Here is a 14,660-nt window from a genome sequence, read left to right on the forward strand (position 1 = left end):
AGCGTTCATCTGCGGTTAAAAAAAGTATTTTTGATATGTCATTAGCCAATAAGCCATGACTAATGACTAATGACTAATGACTAATAACTAATGACTAATTAGGCAAAGCCAGATAAGGAAAACTCGGTTCTAAAGGTTTGTGTCCCTGAGCCGGATTTCCCGGAGTTCCGTTATATGAAACGTTATCGCCAACCGGAGATCCCACCAAAGCTCCCAGAGTGATATCAATAACGTCGTCCATCAGCATACGACCTCCGATCAAGCTTCCTTGAGCATTTGTAGCGCTAGCGTAGCCGCTGGTTTTTGTGGTATCGATCCGCATGACATCGGGTAGGAAAGCTCCGGCGATCGCATTTGGATCGACATTATCCCGACCGTCCAAAAGATCCACAGCATTCAGAGTAGCAACAGCTTCCTGCCGCACCGGAGCAGCAGCAGCGCTCAAATCCAATCTCGGAGGAATATTATTAAATGCCTCCAGATAAGCGGGAGAAACTATCAAACCTTCATTAATTGCAGGTCTGGCCAAACGCTCGAATTGTTTGAAACCGCCAGCTCCGTCTCTGATGGAAACAGTTGACCAAACATCAAAAGTATTCGCCCCACTTCCTGCTTGCAAGAATGCTTTGGGAACGCGGACAGCAATTGTATTGACGTTGTAACCTTTAGTAAAGTCGATCGCTTGATTCGGTTGTTTAAAAGCAGTGCGCGGCCCCGTTCCCAAAGCTGCCGCGCGAACTCGGAAAAATTGTTCGACATCAAAGAAAAACGGGTCTTCGCGCAACCCGGCAAATACAGTCAAGTTAGAACCGCCCACAGGTACTGTATTCACAACAGCATTAGAATTCAGCGGAGTTGTGGCAATTAGCCCGCCGTTAACTGTAGTCTTAGCAACAGTCTCCGAGCCGCCGCGCACAACAGTTACAGCTACCGCTTGCATACCTTGATTGTTAGGCGGACTGAAGGCAAACCGCAAGATAATATCCGAACGTCCAGTAGGTGTAGAATTCACGTCCCCTACCTGGGTGATGTGAAATTGGTAGAGCGCTGTAGTGCTGAAATAATATTGAAAGCGGGCTACAGATCGGGGATTTGAATTCATGGTAAATACTAAATCCCCCTCCGCAGCACCGGAGTTTTGGTCTTTTTCGCGATATACGTACAGGTCAGTTAAATTTACAGCGCGACCTTTGATATCTACTTCCCCGTCGTCGTGGTCGGAAGCAACAATTATCCCTGGAGTTAATAGAGCAATTAGAGCTACTTCAATAGCTAGTATGGTTCGGCGAATTTTTTTTGTGAGCTTCACAGTTAGCACCTTTATTTCAATGAAATTTTTGCACAAATCAATGGTAAATAACCCGCAGTCGCGGGTTTTACTTTTGTAGCAGCAGGTTGAAATCTGTCAACCTGTGGGGCTTTTGCGCTGTTGCTGAGCCTTCTCCTATTGGTGGTATACGAAGGTTTGGCAATTTTGGATCTGTGCTGCCAGATTAATTGGTGTAAAAAAGTGCGTTATTGAGCATTAGCTCGTTCCCGGACTATGCTTGGGAATGCCTCCTCGGAGACAGAGCCTCCCTCGATTTAGTGGAACCAGAGCATCGCTTATATGAGTTTCCAGGCTCTTCTTGGGAGCTAGCGAACTGAGCTTAGGAACGAGTTAATGGCGCGGTTTTGACTGTTCAGGCTCCGGGCATTTATTCGTTGTGCATAAAGCGGATTGCTAAGTGTCAAAAAAATTACTAATCAGGTGGTAAAATGCAAGATGATTTGGGATTTTTACTATTCAAATCACGACAAAATTAGCCTGAAAAGGCATACTCCAGCTTGTACCCCCAACTTCAAACTTACAATTATGTTCTGTAGTGATATACGCCGAATTGTTAATTTTGGATCTGTGCCGTCAAAACAAAAATTTTGGGTACACTGAAATGACAGGCCAGAAGTCAAGCGATGAATCGCTGCTTTTAGTGCAGATTGCCCGGAAAGACCAAACGGCATTAGCTAAACTTTACGATCGCTACGGTCGTCCCAGTTATGCTCTCGCTTACAAAATTCTGGGTTCGGTAGAAGAAGCTGAAGAAGTGGTAATCGATGTTTTTTCCCAAATTTGGCAAAAAGCAGCAACTTACGATCCTTCTCGCAGTCGAGCAGATACCTGGTTGTTCATGCTTACCCGCAGCCGTTCCCTCGATCGGCTCCGATCGATCCAGCGAACAGTCCGGGCTGCTGAAGCTTGTCTGGAAGATGCGAAGGTACCCATCTCTAGCATTGCAGAACCGATGGAAGATGCAATGTTTAAAGAACGCAGCGAACAAGTCAAAGCAGCCTTAGAAAAACTGCCAAAGGAACAGCAAGAGGCGATCGAACTCGCCTACTACCAAGGGCTGACTTGCGCGGCGATCGCGGCTAAAACTGGTATCCCGACAGGTACAATCAAAACCAGAATTCGGTTGGGTATTTCCAAATTGCGTCAAGCTTTGAGCGAACAATTTTAGATGGTCAAAAAACAAAATTTAAGTTGTTTAACATCAATCTAAAATTATGGCATCTCCAATCATCCATCTTGAGTGCGAGGGTAGCAGACAATCTCAAATTTAAAATCAACTTAGGCGGAATTACAATTATTGGCGAAAAAGAGATGGAAATGATGCCAGACGAGGAATATAACATCCTTGCAGCCCTTCAAGCTCTCGATATCCTCGACGAGTCAGAACGCGGCGCATTTGCAGAGAAATTGAAAGAATCCGCAGAACTTACAAGTGAATTAGCGGCTTTTGAATCAACAATTGCCGCGATCGCCTACACAGCCCCCCCAGTTCCCGTCGCACCCGACCTCAAAAACCGCCTGTTCCAGCGCCTAGCCGAACTGCAGCCAACCCCGGCAGAATCAGTCAATTTAAAGCCCATTGTTACCTCCCCAACGGAGAACAATGCTCCATCTTTAATCGTGCGATCGAACGATGTCCAATGGAAATCTTATGGAGTTCCGGGAGTCTCGTTCGGCAAGCTTTACATTGACAAAAAAAAGCGCGAAATTACCTGCTTGATGCGACTAGAACCGGGAGTAACATTTCCCCTGCACCGACACGCTGCCTCCGAGGAAGTGTTTGTATTAGAAGGAGACTTAATTGTAGAAGGGGAAATTTGCCATCCAGGCGACTACATTCGATCGGTTCCCGGTTCCCAACATTCCTCCCTCACACAAGGGGGATGTTTGCTGTTAATGAAAACTTCCCTAGACAACGAAATGCTCGTCTGATATTATGTTTGTTGAATTGCCGACAGCTTGGAGGGCAGGTTTATGTAGCTTTTTAGTGACAATTACAGATTGTTGGTGAAACCCGCCACTACAATTATTTGGGTAAATTTACCGGATGCGATGTGACCCAACAACACCCAAATTCATCCGGGTTGCTCTGCGGTTAAAAATCCTAAATATATCACGTAATTCCAATGCTAAAATACTTGCGTTTAACTGCTGTTTTGTCCGCCCTTATTATACAAAATTTCCCCAGCGCCAAAAGCGCGATCGCCCAAGAACGCGCAGGATGTTTTCTTGTCAATTCAGTGGGAGAAGTAATTAACTTAAATTTGTTGTGTTCGCCTCAAGAATCAGACATTAAGCTGACAGGAAACGATGGGAAATTTCTCGAAGACTACAAACGCTTAGCAAAAAGCTACTCTCCCGAAGCAACGGAAAATTTACTGCAAGCAATCCAAAGGGCCCCTGGTCAAAAAATTGCGGCAGCTAAAAGAATGTGTGCGGAAGCAAAATCGGGAGTTTCTCTGCCGGAAGTTAAATTAAGAGCGATCGGGCAAGCTGTCAGTATCGAAAATCCCACTGTCAAAGAAAGTTTTCTTGCGGATGCCGATATTATTACCACTCTTGCCGCCAACCATTATTGCCCGGAATTAGCCAGTAAGTAATATCATGAAATTTGTAGGGAGACGGTAAGACAGCATCTCAGTTTTGATTTTACAGGAGTGCAAGGGGGACGTTCGCACTCCTAAAAAACCCTTTTTACAAAACTGAGATTCTCCCTCGGTAATACGGCATCTTTACTTGTAGTTAAAATATGAATTGTCATTTTGTCGGGCAACGATCTCTGAAATTACCAGACATGAGATGAAACATTTAAAATCAAGTTCCGCCGACTTGCGGGATTTATTCAAAGACAGCATTACAGTTAAATACCTCGCGGAACCTCTGAAAGCTGTCCCCGCTTGCGAAGACGCAGCCAAATTGCGATCGTGGATGGAAGCCCGCGATTTTGACGTGCTCGGTATCGAAGAAAATGGCACGGTTTGTGGCTATGTAGAACGATCGCACTTAATGACAGGCAAGTGCAGCGACTACCAGCAAATTTTTCACCCCTCACAATTAATCGCCGCTTCGACTCCTTTGATGGAATTGCTGCCCCTGCTGCGAGAAAAACCGAGATTATTTGTATTGGAAAGCAACAGGATCAACGGGATCGTTACCTGCGGCGATTTGCAAAAAGCACCGGTGCGGATGCTGCTGTTTGGATTGGTGACGCTTTTGGAAATGAATTTATTGCGGATCGTGCGGATTTACTTTCCCCAAGATTCTTGGCAGAAATTGCTTAAGGGCGATCGCATCTTAGCTGCAAAACACCTGTGGGAATTGGGGCGATCGCGAAATGAAGCAATTGACTTAATCGATTACCTGCAATTCTGCGACAAGCGAGATTTAATCCTGACTTCTGCTGAAATAGTCGATCGGCTGGGGCTCAAATCCAAACGCTACGGAGAGCGTTTTTTAAAGTCAGCAGAAGCATTGAGAAACAAATTAGCTCACGCTCAAGATTTAATTAACGGTTCTTCTTGGCCGGAAGTAATTTTTTTAGCCCAGGAAATAGAAGAGCTTTTGCAGCGTTGCGAAGAAATTGAAATGCCCGCACCTACTGAAGTAGAGAGCATTTAATCCTAGTCTCTTAGAGAGAGTTTTGGTTTGTTGAGTCCCCATTTCAATCGCCTATTTTGATAGAGGAAGGTGCGCCGAAGCGCACCCTAAATTTAGTTCTTAATTTTTAGTTTCCTGTTAGTATACTGAGGAACCCAGCCTTGAGCAGTGGTGTAATACTGCAAGGCTTTCAAGTACAGCAACGGAGTGAGATAAAACCAATGTTCGGTATTGGCCGGCACTTTAATGTATTCTTCAGCTTGCAGCATTAATTGTACCTGAGAGCCGTTAGAATACACAAACCCAAAAACACATTCCCCAGCTAAAATGTGAAGAACTTCTGCATCTGTGTGGGTGTGAGTGCGATCGCTTTGAGTCATCAGCGCGTAAATCTGCTGCGAACCTGGATGCAGCACTTTTAAGTCGCACCACTTATATCCGCTGGCGCGCTTAAACTGTTCAAACTCGCTATTAAATGCTGCGAGAATCTGCTGTTTTTCTGTAACATTGAGAATGTCTTGAACTAGCAGTTCTTTAAACGCCGGATTTTCGTTTGTGGGCAGGGAATCGATCTCAATATTTAAAAGTGCCAGTTGACTCGCAATCGCCCGGATATCCGTATATGTTCTACCGTCTTCTAGTTGCAGAACAGCCATATTACCACCTAATGTTTTGAGCTTTGAGGGAAATTTAGTTTCCATTTTTAAGCTGCTGTTTTAAGCTTTCGTCAAAAACTAAACTCCTGCTTTTTTTCAATAATAGCCGATCGCTAAAATCCTATATCTACCTTCATAACCATCAAAGAATTACCACACATGAGATGATTGGTTGAGTTATTTAAGTTTTATTTCTAATTCTCAGAGTCGGGCTGGGAATGCAGATCCATAGGCTGTGGCTATTTTTTAGGGTGCGATGTTTATTAAACGGGCGATCGGCAGAACACCGCCTACAGCATGAAAAGACAGAAACACAGGCTCAATATATAAAATTCCCGTCAGATTAGTTTACAATAGAAGACTAAAGCTCAAAATTACGGCGCAGCCTAATTGCTGCTACTTTTATGTCTCTACCTATAGTTGCTATTATTGGACGCCCCAATGTAGGCAAATCGACGATCGTCAACCGTTTAGCCAACACCCAAGACGCGATCGTCCACGACGAACCAGGAATCACGCGCGATCGCACTTACAGACCAGCATACTGGGGCGATCGGGAATATCAAGTCGTAGACACCGGCGGGCTAGTATTCGACGACGAGACAGAATTTCTGCCTTTAATTCGCGAACAAGCAATGGCGGCCCTCGCAGAAGCCAGCGCAGCCATTTTCGTAGTAGACGGACAAACCGGACTCACTGGCGGCGACGAATCGATCGCATCTTGGCTGAGACTGCAAAAAGTCCCCGTCATTCTCGCCGTCAACAAGTGCGAATCGGAAAATACAGGACTCACCCAAGCAGCCGACTTTTGGCAATTGGGACTCGGAGAACCTTACCCAATTTCCGGAATTCACGGCAACGGCACCGGCGAATTGCTTGACAAATTAATTACTTACCTTCCCACAGAAGTATTACCAGAAGTTGAAGAAATTAAAGTAGCAATTATCGGTCGTCCCAACGTCGGCAAATCGAGTTTGTTAAACGCATTTCTCGGAGAAAACCGCGCCATAGTCAGCCCGATTTCCGGCACAACCCGCGACGCGATCGACACCTTAGTAGAACGCAACGGTCAAACCTACCGCCTGATTGACACCGCCGGAATCCGCAAAAAGAAAAACGTCGAATACGGTGCAGAATTTTTCGGGATCAACCGCGCATTCAAAGCCATCCGCCGCGCCAATGTCATACTATTAGTAATTGACGCAATAGACGGCGTTACCGATCAAGACCAAAAATTAGCCGATCGCATCAGCCAAGAAGGTCGCGCCTGCATCATAGTCGTCAACAAATGGGACGCCATAGAAAAGGACAACGACACCATCTACGAGTACGAAAGAGAAGTAAGAACCAGACTTTATTTCCTCGACTGGGCAGAAATGATTTTTGTTAGCGCCATGAGTGGACAGCGAGTTGAAAAAATCATTGAATTAGTAGACAAAGCCTCCGACGAACACAAACGCCGCGTCACTACCGCAGTCATTAACGAAGTCATAGAAGAAGCCACAAGCTGGCACTCAGCCCCAGTTACCCGCCAAGGAAAACAAGGCAAAATCTATTACGGTACTCAAGTGCGATCGCAGCCACCGACAATTGCGCTGTTTGTCAACGATCCCAAGCGCTTCACAGAAAATTACCGCCGCTACATGGAAAGCCAATTCCGCAAACACCTCGGCTTTACTGGTACACCAATGCGGCTACTTTGGAGAGGCAAAAAAGTTCGTGCCACCGAAATGAGCACAACAAACAGAGCACTGCGCGTGAAGTAATTCTCGACTCTAGATTAAAGAAAAAACGCAGTTTAATGATATAAGCAAATTGCGTTTTTTTCTTTTCTCTTCCTTCTTTGTCTTCCTACCCTTCGGGAACGGCTTCGCCGAACGCGTCCTTAGCGTCTTCGCGGTTCAATAAATTAGAACTCTTGTAGAAGTCCTTTTTTGATACAGAAACCGCAGATGTAAGGCAGATAAACACAGACAAACGCAGATAATTTCCAGATAATTTTGGAATGAATGCAAGAGGTCTATTGATATTATTAAAAATCTCAAATCGACAAGATGGATTTACTTCGCTCGCTTCCCATAGGACTCTACCTAGAACAACCCGTAACCTGGCTTCACCGGCTAGACTCCCGCGTAAAACTCGCCTGGTTGATGACATTTCTGATTGCGCCAATACTCGCCAATCCCATCTGGCGGTTGATGCTAGTAGGAATGTTAATCGTACTGACATTAACAGCAGCAATTCCCTTGCGCGTGTGGAAACAGCAAATGGGAATGCTGCTGCTATTCTGCCTATTAGTATTTTGCCTCAGCGCGATCGCCCCCGACGGACTCCCCTCAGAACACCAGCCCCGCATCCCCGCCGACGAATTAACCTTTTCCCAACAGCCCGCAACTCTTCCACCCCGTCAAGAGCCCAAACCCTGGTACAAACCTTTTAACTTAGGCTCAAACTCCCCCATCCCCAATCCCAAAGCCCAAAGCCCAACTCAACTCCCCCAACCCACAAACTACCGTTACGTTTTATTCAAACAAGGCCCGATTAAAATCACCCGCAAATCCCTAGATTTAGCTATCAACGTCAGCACCCTATTTTTCACAGTAATTTACAGCACCAACCTCTACCTCCTTACCACAGCCAGCGAAGAAATCACCGGGGCGATTGAAAACTTAATGCAGCCTCTGCGCCGCTTGAACTGGCCTGTTACCGAAATAGCCTTAACATTAACTTTATCTTTGCGATTCATTCCCCTAGTATTGGAAGAAATACAAAATTTAGTGCGATCGGTCAGAACCCGAGCGATAAACTGGAAAAAACTCGGATTTCGCAGCGCCGCTCAAGTGTGGTTGATGATAGCCGAGCGGCTGTTAGAAAACTTGCTCCTGCGAGCTGAACAAATTGCCAGCGCCATGAAAGTTCGCGGCTTCACCAGTCCCGATCGACACCGTGTAGAATGGCACCAGTTGCAATTGAAAATCCGAGACTGGATCGCCCTCGGATGCTTGATCGTCCTCTGGAGTGCCCGCTTGGTTTGGGGTTGGGACAGTTAAGATTTTAGATTTTAGATTTTAGATTTTAGATTGAAGAATTTTGAAGAATTGGGAATGACTGATGAAGCTCGTCGTGTGGAGCACGGGCCTACATTTGAGTAAGTTTTGTCTGGTGCGCGATAGTCCTGCTAAAGTAATGGAGACAAATATTTAGAGAACCAAGACCTTGAACATCTATCTTGGGACAGATATCGTATATGTTCCGCGCATACAAGCCGCATTAGACCGGTTTGGCGATCGCTTCCTCGAAAAAGTTTACACACCCGCCGAACAAAGGGATTGCGGGCAACTAAATTCTCAACACAGCAGCATTAAAGGTAAAATGAATCGAGTTTCCTGCAACCAACTAGCGGGGCGCTGGGCGGCAAAAGAAGCCGTTGTCAAAGCTCTAGGCACGGGATGGCGGGGAATACGGTATGCAGATGTGGAAATTCGGCGCTCCCAAAACGGTGCTCCAAATGTGCAACTGCACGGAACCGCGGCAGCACAAGCCTCTGCTTGGGGAAATTGCCAGTGGCAATTAAGCCTCAGCCACGACGGAGACTATTGCACGGCTACGGCGATCGCCCTTTGTAGCCCGCCGTCAAACAACGCCGTCGGGCGATCGAGCGAAACTAAAATCTAAAATCTAAATCTTTAATCTAAAATTGATCGATTGTGAGCGTGAATGACTACCGAAACTTACCTGAATCATCCAAACTTTGGGCTCCTCTTCAGGGTATCCCAGGTTGAAGACAGCCAAGAATTATTTACCACCCTATACGCCCAGCGCCTGTTTTTTTTGGTGACAAACGGCCCGGGCGGGCTGAGATTTGAACCAATCAGCCGCTCCGACGCTCGCCTCATGGTCGAAATTCGCCTGCGAACCCTGCGTCGCAGCGGTCAATATAACGAGTACGACCAATTGCAAACCATTCACCAGCGCACATTTCAATAGCGAAAATCAGTAACTTGGTAATTGGTAACTGTCTTTATTTTCCTTCCCTCCAGTTCCCAGCATTGAGTAACCATGACCATAGCCTCTCGAATTCACAGCATTCGCCAACACTTGCCCGAATCAGTGCGGTTAATTGCCGTTACCAAACAGGTACCGACTGATGCTATCCGCGAAGCATACGACGCCGGTATCCGGGATTTTGGCGAAAGTAAGGTTCAAGAGACAGCCGAAAAACAAAGCCAACTGCAAGATTTACCGGATATCAACTGGCACTTGATCGGCCACTTGCAAGCCAACAAAGCCGCCAAGGCCCTAGAGCATTTCCAGTGGATTCACTCTCTCGACAATTTAAAACTCGCTCAGCGACTTTCGCGCTTGGCGGGCGAACAGTCCTGCTCTCCCCAAGTCTGCCTGCAAGTCAAAATGTTGCCCGACCCGGACAAATACGGCTGGAGCGTTCCAGAACTGCTTGCCGACCTTCCAGAACTCAACAAATGTCAGCATATCAAAATTCAAGGTTTGATGACAATACCCCCACTGGGATTAAATGACTCGCAAATCCTAGAATTATTTAACAGCACCCGCGAACTTGCTGACAAAATCCAGCAGCAAAACTTGCCTTCCATTCAAATGCAGCAGCTCTCGATGGGGATGTCGGGAGATTATCATTTGGCAATTCAAGCAGGTGCTACTATGGTACGGCTAGGACAAACCTTATTTGGCTCTAGGAGGGGATAAATAATTGAAATCTTCTGATAAAGACAATTTGGGTTAAATATAGAATAGTCAGCCACCCGCGACTAACGCGCAACGCGAGTATAGTCGGGGCAGCAAAGTCGTGAAGGAGAGTGAATCATGAATATTTTTTCTAAACTGCGAGATTTTGTAGGCATCAACAATGAGCCTGAGTACGATGACGTGTACGACGAAACGGAAGGGGAGCGCTATCAGAACTTCTACCAAGCGCCTGAACCGAACCCCGCTGCCGTCGCAGCAGCCGAAGAAGAACGTCGTCAAAATCGTAGAATGCGAGAGCGCTCAGTAGTAGGATCGACAGGTATGGATGTCGTTGCACCAACCGGGGGAGTAGGGTCAGTAATGAATAACGTGATTGGAATGCCTGGAGCTATGAACGGGATTTCGGAAGTAGTAGTAATGGAGCCGCGCACTTTTGAAGAGATGCCGGCCGCAATTCGAGCTCTTAAAGAACGGAAGTCTGTGGTTTTGAACCTGACGGTGATGGACCCAGACCAAGCGCAAAGAGCTGTGGATTTTGTGGCGGGCGGTACTTATGCCCTTGACGGTCATCAAGAGCGAATTGGCGAAAGTATTTTCTTGTTTACGCCTAGCTGCGTGCAGGTGAGAACTCAGTCTGGTGTGGTTCACGAAGTGCCTCCTGCTCAAGGACGCCCTCGTGCTGCTGCTCCTGCACCAACAGTCTGGCCGGCAGAACAAGCTCCAATGGCTCAGTAGTAGTCAGTAGTTAGTAGTCAGTTGACAGTGGTGAGTAGTCAGTAGTCAGTAGTCAGTAGTCAATAGTTAACAACTAATAACTGTGGAATAAACACTGCGGATTAATAACATTAGCTAACAACTAAGTAACCAATGACAACTGACAACTGACAACTGACAACTGATAACTCAAAAGTGACAAGTGACAACTGACTAATGACAAACATAAAATTTGGTACGATCGGCGGCGGGGTAATGGGAGAGGCTCTCTTATCCCGCTTAATTGCACAAAAAGTTTATTTGCCTTCAGAAATATTGGTGAGCGACCCACAACTTCAACGTCGCCAATTTTTGACGGAAACCTACGGGATTGGAACAACAGCCAGCAATCTAGAAGTTGCGGCAGCTACAGAAGTGCTGTTTTTGGCGATTAAACCGCAAGTTTTTGATACGGTAGCTTTGGAGTTGGCGGTGGCGGCCGATCGCAAACAGGGAAATAATGGAGAAACGGCTAATTCCGAGCCAGAAGCGGTGGTAGTGTCGATTTTGGCAGGAGTGCCACTGAGCAAGCTCGAACCCGCGTTCCCGGGGCGGGGAGTGCTGCGTGTGATGCCGAATACCCCGGCAACGGTAGGAGCGGGAATGAGCGCGATCGCTCCAGGAAAACTTGTTCAACCGGCTGATTTAGAATTGGTAAAGCGCATCTTTCAGGCCGTGGGAGAAGTGGTAGAAGTACCTGAGAGTATGCTGGATGCGGTGACGGGGCTTTCGGGTTCTGGGCCTGGTTATGTAGCAGTTTTGATTGAGGCCTTGACAGATGGCGGAGTTTGTGCAGGTTTGCCACGGGCGATCGCCTCTCAATTAGCTTTGCAAACTGTATTCGGTACGGCGAAGCTAATGCAAGAAACGGGAATGCACCCAGCAGAATTGAAAGATCGAGTTACAAGTCCCGGCGGCACAACTATTGCCGGAATTGCTAAATTAGAGAGTAACGGCTTTCGATCGGCCCTAATCGAAGCAGTGAAAGCAGCTTGTTTGCGTTCTCAAGAATTAGGGAAATAAGTCAGGAAGGACGCACAGAAACAATCCGAAATGAGTTCAATCGCACTTTAAACCTGCCGCTTGTGCTGTCGGATACTTGACGGGAACAAAAGCGAGGCCGAACTGCTCTTTTGGACATTCTACAATATGCACCAAATCGCTGGGAGGATTTTTCCGATCGCCATTTTCCGGCGAGTTAAACTGAATGGTTCCTGTTGCTCCCCAAGCCCTAAAATCAGGAGATGAAAGCGTTCTTTGCATTCCTTCGCGGCTGGGTTCCTGCTGCATTTCCAATGCTTTTATGAGTGCGCGCGCTGCATCGTAACCTGAAGCTATACGAGTATTTCCCTCTTCTCCCCACAGCGAGCGAGCCTGTTGAGGAAATTCTTTGTTGGGGCTGTTTAAGGGATGCCAGCCGACAGAAAGGATTAGTTTATTAAACAACCTTTGCGGTTGCCCAGATATAAATTCTAACATTTGCGGACACATCAGCATCCATGCCCCGGCAATCCAATTGCGATCTGCGTTAAGTTTTATTATCTCAAATGCGCTGTTTAAGGCTCCCCTAACATGAGGGTCTGGAACTAACACGATCGCAGTTTCTGCGTTCGCGTGGATTTCCTCGATCGCTCTTTGGGCGTTGAAGTCTGTTTCAAATAAATCGAAATCGCGAATGCAGACTATTTTTCCCCCTTGGCGGTCTCGAAAATACGTTGTGTACTCTTCCTTAAAAGATGCGCTGAATGGGCTTTCCTGATTGTATAAAATTGCTACTTGTGTTTGATTTTTTGCGAGGAGGTAGTCGGCTAAATCCCTAGCGATTAAGCTGCTCGTATATTGAGTCCGAAAGAAAAATTTTTTAGGCTCATCTGTCAGCTCTTCCGTGGCTGCACCCGGAGACATCAAAACCAGATTATTGTTATTGTAAATATCTACCGTGTACATCGTCATCTCGCTGCTAGCGTGACCGACAACTGCTAAAATCTCCGGTTGATTTACCAGTGAGATTGCTCTTTGTCTTGCCTTTCTTTCATCGTTCCCATCGTCAGCAATAATTACTTTAAGTCCTTTGCCGTTAATGGCTTGACTTGGTAAAAAACCTCGACCGGGAAAGTCCCGATCGCTAGCATGGGACAGTCCCAAATTAACTTCTGTTTGCGCTTGAGCCACTCCGCGCAGAAATTCTTTGGCCTGAGCACCAAGCAGAGCAAAACTATCCGGCTTTCTCCCACAAATGGGAATGGCTACAGCAATTGTGTAATAAGGAGCGTTGCTGACCTCCAGAAAAGCATTGTTCAGGTAAACTAAAGTTTCTGGATCTTTGCCGTATTCTTTATGCCACGATTGTTTGAATAAATTAAAAGCTTGCTCTGAATTTGAAGCTGCAAATTTTTCAACTCCTCTTTGCTTTAACCGAGGACGAGAACTGGTAAAGAGAATTCTTTCTCCGGCACTTAAATTATCTGGGAGGACTAAACGAGGGTTTGAGTCCACAGGTGTCCTGCTGTCACTGGCGATCGAATATTCCACTCCCACCTGCGTCGCAGTCTCAATCGGCGGTGAGGGCGATACCACCACCGATCGCAAATCCTGTAACACTTCAGCAGCGGATTGATAGCGATCGTTAAAGTGGTAGCGCACCATCTTATTTAAAACTTTTTCCAGCTTGTCGCTAATTTGTACCATCGGGCGATCGTGGGTTGAGTAGTGCCAGACGAGTTCCCCAGTTCTTATATGATTAAAAAAGTCTTGAATATCTAAACCTGCGATCGCTTGAATGCCTATGATTCCCACAGCATAGATATCGCTGTTAAATCTTGGTTGATTTGTCCACTGTTCGGCTGGCATATAACCGTCTGTACCGATGACGCGAGTTTGAGTTATTTGACCGCCCTGAATCGCCAAATTGCTAATACCTTTGACTGCCCCAAAGTCAATCACGGCAATTTTGCCGGAGCGGTTGCATCGGATTAAGTTTGACGGTTTAATATCGCGGTGAATAATATGTTTTTTGTGGACGCAATCTAAAACTTCTAAAATGTCCTGCAATAAATTAATAACTTCTGATTCCCTAAACTGCCTGCCTGAACCGATCTCCTTGTTCAGCGGATTTCCTGCAATATATTCTTGAATTAAGTAAAATCTTCCCTGTTCTTGAAAGTGCTCGATTAACCTGGGAATGCGCGAGCACTGCTCCAGAGATATCAGGGATTCAGCCTCTGTTTCAAATTGCACCTGTGCCCTGTGCAAAACATCGGGATCGTTCGATTGAGGAGGCCCAATTTCCTTGACGACGCACAGGGGATTTTCGGGGCGGCCTAAAGCGTCGTTAGCCGTATAGGTTCTGGCAAATCCTCCCTCACCTAATTGACCGAGAATTTGGTAGCGATCGCGCAGAATATCCCCTGGATTCAGACACATAAATTGTTCTATCCCCTCGACTCGCTGCACTCGTTGGTGTCGATATTACCACAAATATGACTTTTATGAACTCAAAGTTATGACTTTTATGAACTCAAAGTTATGAATATATGAATTGATTTTGAGAGTGGCTTATTTAATAATCTTGGCATCTGAGATTTTACGCGGAGATTTTT

Annotated in this window: 14 protein-coding genes; 11 read left to right on the forward strand and 3 right to left on the reverse strand. The window is 46.3% G+C overall.

The window, feature by feature from the left end:
- Positions 1-94: 94 nt before the first annotated feature.
- Positions 95-1,309, reverse strand: a complete 1,215-nt coding sequence (locus QUA74_RS13670; protein ID WP_333329505.1) for a DUF4331 domain-containing protein — start codon at positions 1,307-1,309, stop codon at positions 95-97.
- A gap of 622 nt (positions 1,310-1,931) precedes the next feature.
- Here QUA74_RS13670 and QUA74_RS13675 point away from each other — a divergent pair.
- The 4 genes from QUA74_RS13675 to QUA74_RS13690 all read left to right on the forward strand — a co-directional run bounded on the left by QUA74_RS13675 (position 1,932) and on the right by QUA74_RS13690 (position 4,948).
- Entirely contained in the window at positions 1,932-2,498 is a 567-nt protein-coding gene (locus tag QUA74_RS13675; RefSeq protein ID WP_333329508.1) for a sigma-70 family RNA polymerase sigma factor, read from the forward strand.
- A gap of 23 nt (positions 2,499-2,521) precedes the next feature.
- Positions 2,522-3,262, forward strand: a complete 741-nt coding sequence (locus QUA74_RS13680; protein ID WP_333329511.1) for a cupin domain-containing protein — start codon at positions 2,522-2,524, stop codon at positions 3,260-3,262.
- A 194-nt stretch (positions 3,263-3,456) separates the two neighbouring features.
- Positions 3,457-3,930 (forward strand): DUF732 domain-containing protein, encoded by a 474-nt coding sequence (locus QUA74_RS13685; protein ID WP_333329513.1) that lies wholly within the window; start codon positions 3,457-3,459, stop codon positions 3,928-3,930.
- Positions 3,931-4,129: 199 nt separating this feature from the next.
- Complete coding sequence (locus tag QUA74_RS13690) at positions 4,130-4,948, forward strand: hypothetical protein (protein ID WP_333329516.1); 819 nt, start codon at positions 4,130-4,132, stop codon at positions 4,946-4,948.
- A 92-nt stretch (positions 4,949-5,040) separates the two neighbouring features.
- On the opposite strand, the gene QUA74_RS13695 is transcribed toward QUA74_RS13690, so the two are convergent.
- The gene (locus QUA74_RS13695; RefSeq protein WP_333329519.1) at positions 5,041-5,628 is read right to left on the reverse strand and encodes an acireductone dioxygenase; all 588 of its coding nucleotides are present in this window, start codon (positions 5,626-5,628) and stop codon (positions 5,041-5,043) included.
- Positions 5,629-5,987: 359 nt separating this feature from the next.
- Here QUA74_RS13695 and der point away from each other — a divergent pair, with 359 nt between their 5' ends.
- The 7 genes from der to proC all read left to right on the forward strand — a co-directional run bounded on the left by der (position 5,988) and on the right by proC (position 12,084).
- Complete coding sequence (gene der / locus QUA74_RS13700) at positions 5,988-7,349, forward strand: ribosome biogenesis GTPase Der (protein ID WP_333329522.1); 1,362 nt, start codon at positions 5,988-5,990, stop codon at positions 7,347-7,349.
- 288 nt (positions 7,350-7,637) lie between these two features.
- A complete protein-coding gene (locus QUA74_RS13705; RefSeq protein ID WP_333329525.1) occupies positions 7,638-8,633 on the forward strand; it encodes an energy-coupling factor transporter transmembrane protein EcfT in 996 nt (331 codons plus the stop codon).
- A 166-nt stretch (positions 8,634-8,799) separates the two neighbouring features.
- Positions 8,800-9,258 carry a holo-ACP synthase gene (gene acpS / locus QUA74_RS13710; RefSeq protein WP_333329528.1) on the forward strand — a complete coding sequence of 153 codons (459 nt, stop codon included), beginning with the start codon at positions 8,800-8,802 and terminating at the stop codon, positions 9,256-9,258.
- 42 nt (positions 9,259-9,300) lie between these two features.
- Positions 9,301-9,570, forward strand: coding sequence for a transcriptional coactivator PipX (pipX, locus tag QUA74_RS13715; protein WP_333329532.1), 270 nt, complete (start codon positions 9,301-9,303; stop codon positions 9,568-9,570).
- A 72-nt stretch (positions 9,571-9,642) separates the two neighbouring features.
- Positions 9,643-10,308 (forward strand): YggS family pyridoxal phosphate-dependent enzyme, encoded by a 666-nt coding sequence (locus QUA74_RS13720; protein ID WP_333329535.1) that lies wholly within the window; start codon positions 9,643-9,645, stop codon positions 10,306-10,308.
- A 117-nt stretch (positions 10,309-10,425) separates the two neighbouring features.
- Positions 10,426-11,043: a cell division protein SepF gene (locus tag QUA74_RS13725; protein WP_333329538.1), complete on the forward strand. Its 618-nt coding sequence runs from the start codon at positions 10,426-10,428 to the stop codon at positions 11,041-11,043.
- 195 nt (positions 11,044-11,238) lie between these two features.
- Positions 11,239-12,084: a pyrroline-5-carboxylate reductase gene (proC, locus tag QUA74_RS13730; protein ID WP_333329541.1), complete on the forward strand. Its 846-nt coding sequence runs from the start codon at positions 11,239-11,241 to the stop codon at positions 12,082-12,084.
- A 36-nt stretch (positions 12,085-12,120) separates the two neighbouring features.
- On the opposite strand, the gene QUA74_RS13735 is transcribed toward proC, so the two are convergent.
- A complete protein-coding gene (locus tag QUA74_RS13735) occupies positions 12,121-14,514 on the reverse strand; it encodes a bifunctional serine/threonine-protein kinase/ABC transporter substrate-binding protein (protein ID WP_333329543.1) in 2,394 nt (797 codons plus the stop codon).
- Between the last annotated feature and the right edge of the window lie 146 nt (positions 14,515-14,660).

It is taken from the genome of Microcoleus sp. LAD1_D3 (assembly GCF_036702135.1).
In the GTDB taxonomy this organism is placed as follows: Bacteria; Cyanobacteriota; Cyanobacteriia; order Cyanobacteriales; family Microcoleaceae; genus Microcoleus.

Excerpts from the sequence above, each read along its gene's own strand:
- QUA74_RS13675 (WP_333329508.1), top strand. The coding sequence starts at position 1,932 with ATGACAGGCCAGAAGTCAAGCGATGAATCGCTGCTTTTAGTGCAGATT.
- QUA74_RS13685 (WP_333329513.1), top strand. The coding sequence starts at position 3,457 with ATGCTAAAATACTTGCGTTTAACTGCTGTTTTGTCCGCCCTTATTATA.
- QUA74_RS13690 (WP_333329516.1), top strand. The coding sequence starts at position 4,130 with ATGAAACATTTAAAATCAAGTTCCGCCGACTTGCGGGATTTATTCAAA.
- QUA74_RS13695 (WP_333329519.1), bottom strand. The coding sequence starts at position 5,628 with ATGGAAACTAAATTTCCCTCAAAGCTCAAAACATTAGGTGGTAATATG.
- der (WP_333329522.1), top strand. The coding sequence starts at position 5,988 with ATGTCTCTACCTATAGTTGCTATTATTGGACGCCCCAATGTAGGCAAA.
- QUA74_RS13705 (WP_333329525.1), top strand. The coding sequence starts at position 7,638 with ATGGATTTACTTCGCTCGCTTCCCATAGGACTCTACCTAGAACAACCC.
- pipX (WP_333329532.1), top strand. The coding sequence starts at position 9,301 with ATGACTACCGAAACTTACCTGAATCATCCAAACTTTGGGCTCCTCTTC.
- QUA74_RS13720 (WP_333329535.1), top strand. The coding sequence starts at position 9,643 with ATGACCATAGCCTCTCGAATTCACAGCATTCGCCAACACTTGCCCGAA.
- QUA74_RS13725 (WP_333329538.1), top strand. The coding sequence starts at position 10,426 with ATGAATATTTTTTCTAAACTGCGAGATTTTGTAGGCATCAACAATGAG.
- proC (WP_333329541.1), top strand. The coding sequence starts at position 11,239 with ATGACAAACATAAAATTTGGTACGATCGGCGGCGGGGTAATGGGAGAG.